Origin of the sequence: Pseudomonas sp. 2995-3, from assembly GCF_002742565.1 — a bacterium.
GTDB classification, from domain to species: Bacteria; Pseudomonadota; Gammaproteobacteria; order Pseudomonadales; family Pseudomonadaceae; genus Aquipseudomonas; species Aquipseudomonas edaphica.
Genome location: NZ_LJSB01000120.1, coordinates 1 through 359, shown reverse-complemented (window position 1 = coordinate 359; position 359 = coordinate 1). Strand labels below are relative to the sequence as shown.

1 rRNA gene is annotated in these 359 nt (G+C 50.7%); it reads left to right on the top strand.

Going from position 1 to position 359, the window contains the following annotated elements:
- Positions 1-359: ribosomal RNA gene (locus AOA62_RS05130) — 23S ribosomal RNA — on the top strand; the annotation flags it as partial.

Sequence of the window (359 nt, the reverse complement as noted above, 5' to 3'; positions counted from 1 at the left end):
ATCCATACCTGAATCCATAGGGTATGAGAAGGCAGACCTGGGGAACTGAAACATCTTAGTACCCAGAGGAAGAGAAAGAAAATTCGATTTCCTGAGTAGCGGCGAGCGAAACGGAAAGAGCCCAAACCAAGAGGCTTGCCTCTTGGGGTTGTAGGACACTCCATACGGAGTTACAAAGAAACGGCGTAGATGCAGCGATCTGGAAAGATCCGCGAGACAAGGTAACAGCCCTGTAGTCGAAATGTCGTTTCCTCCGGAGTGTATCCTGAGTATGGCGGGACACGTGAAACCCCGTCGGAATCTGGGAGGACCATCTCCCAAGGCTAAATACTCCCTAGTGACCGATAGTGAACCAGTAC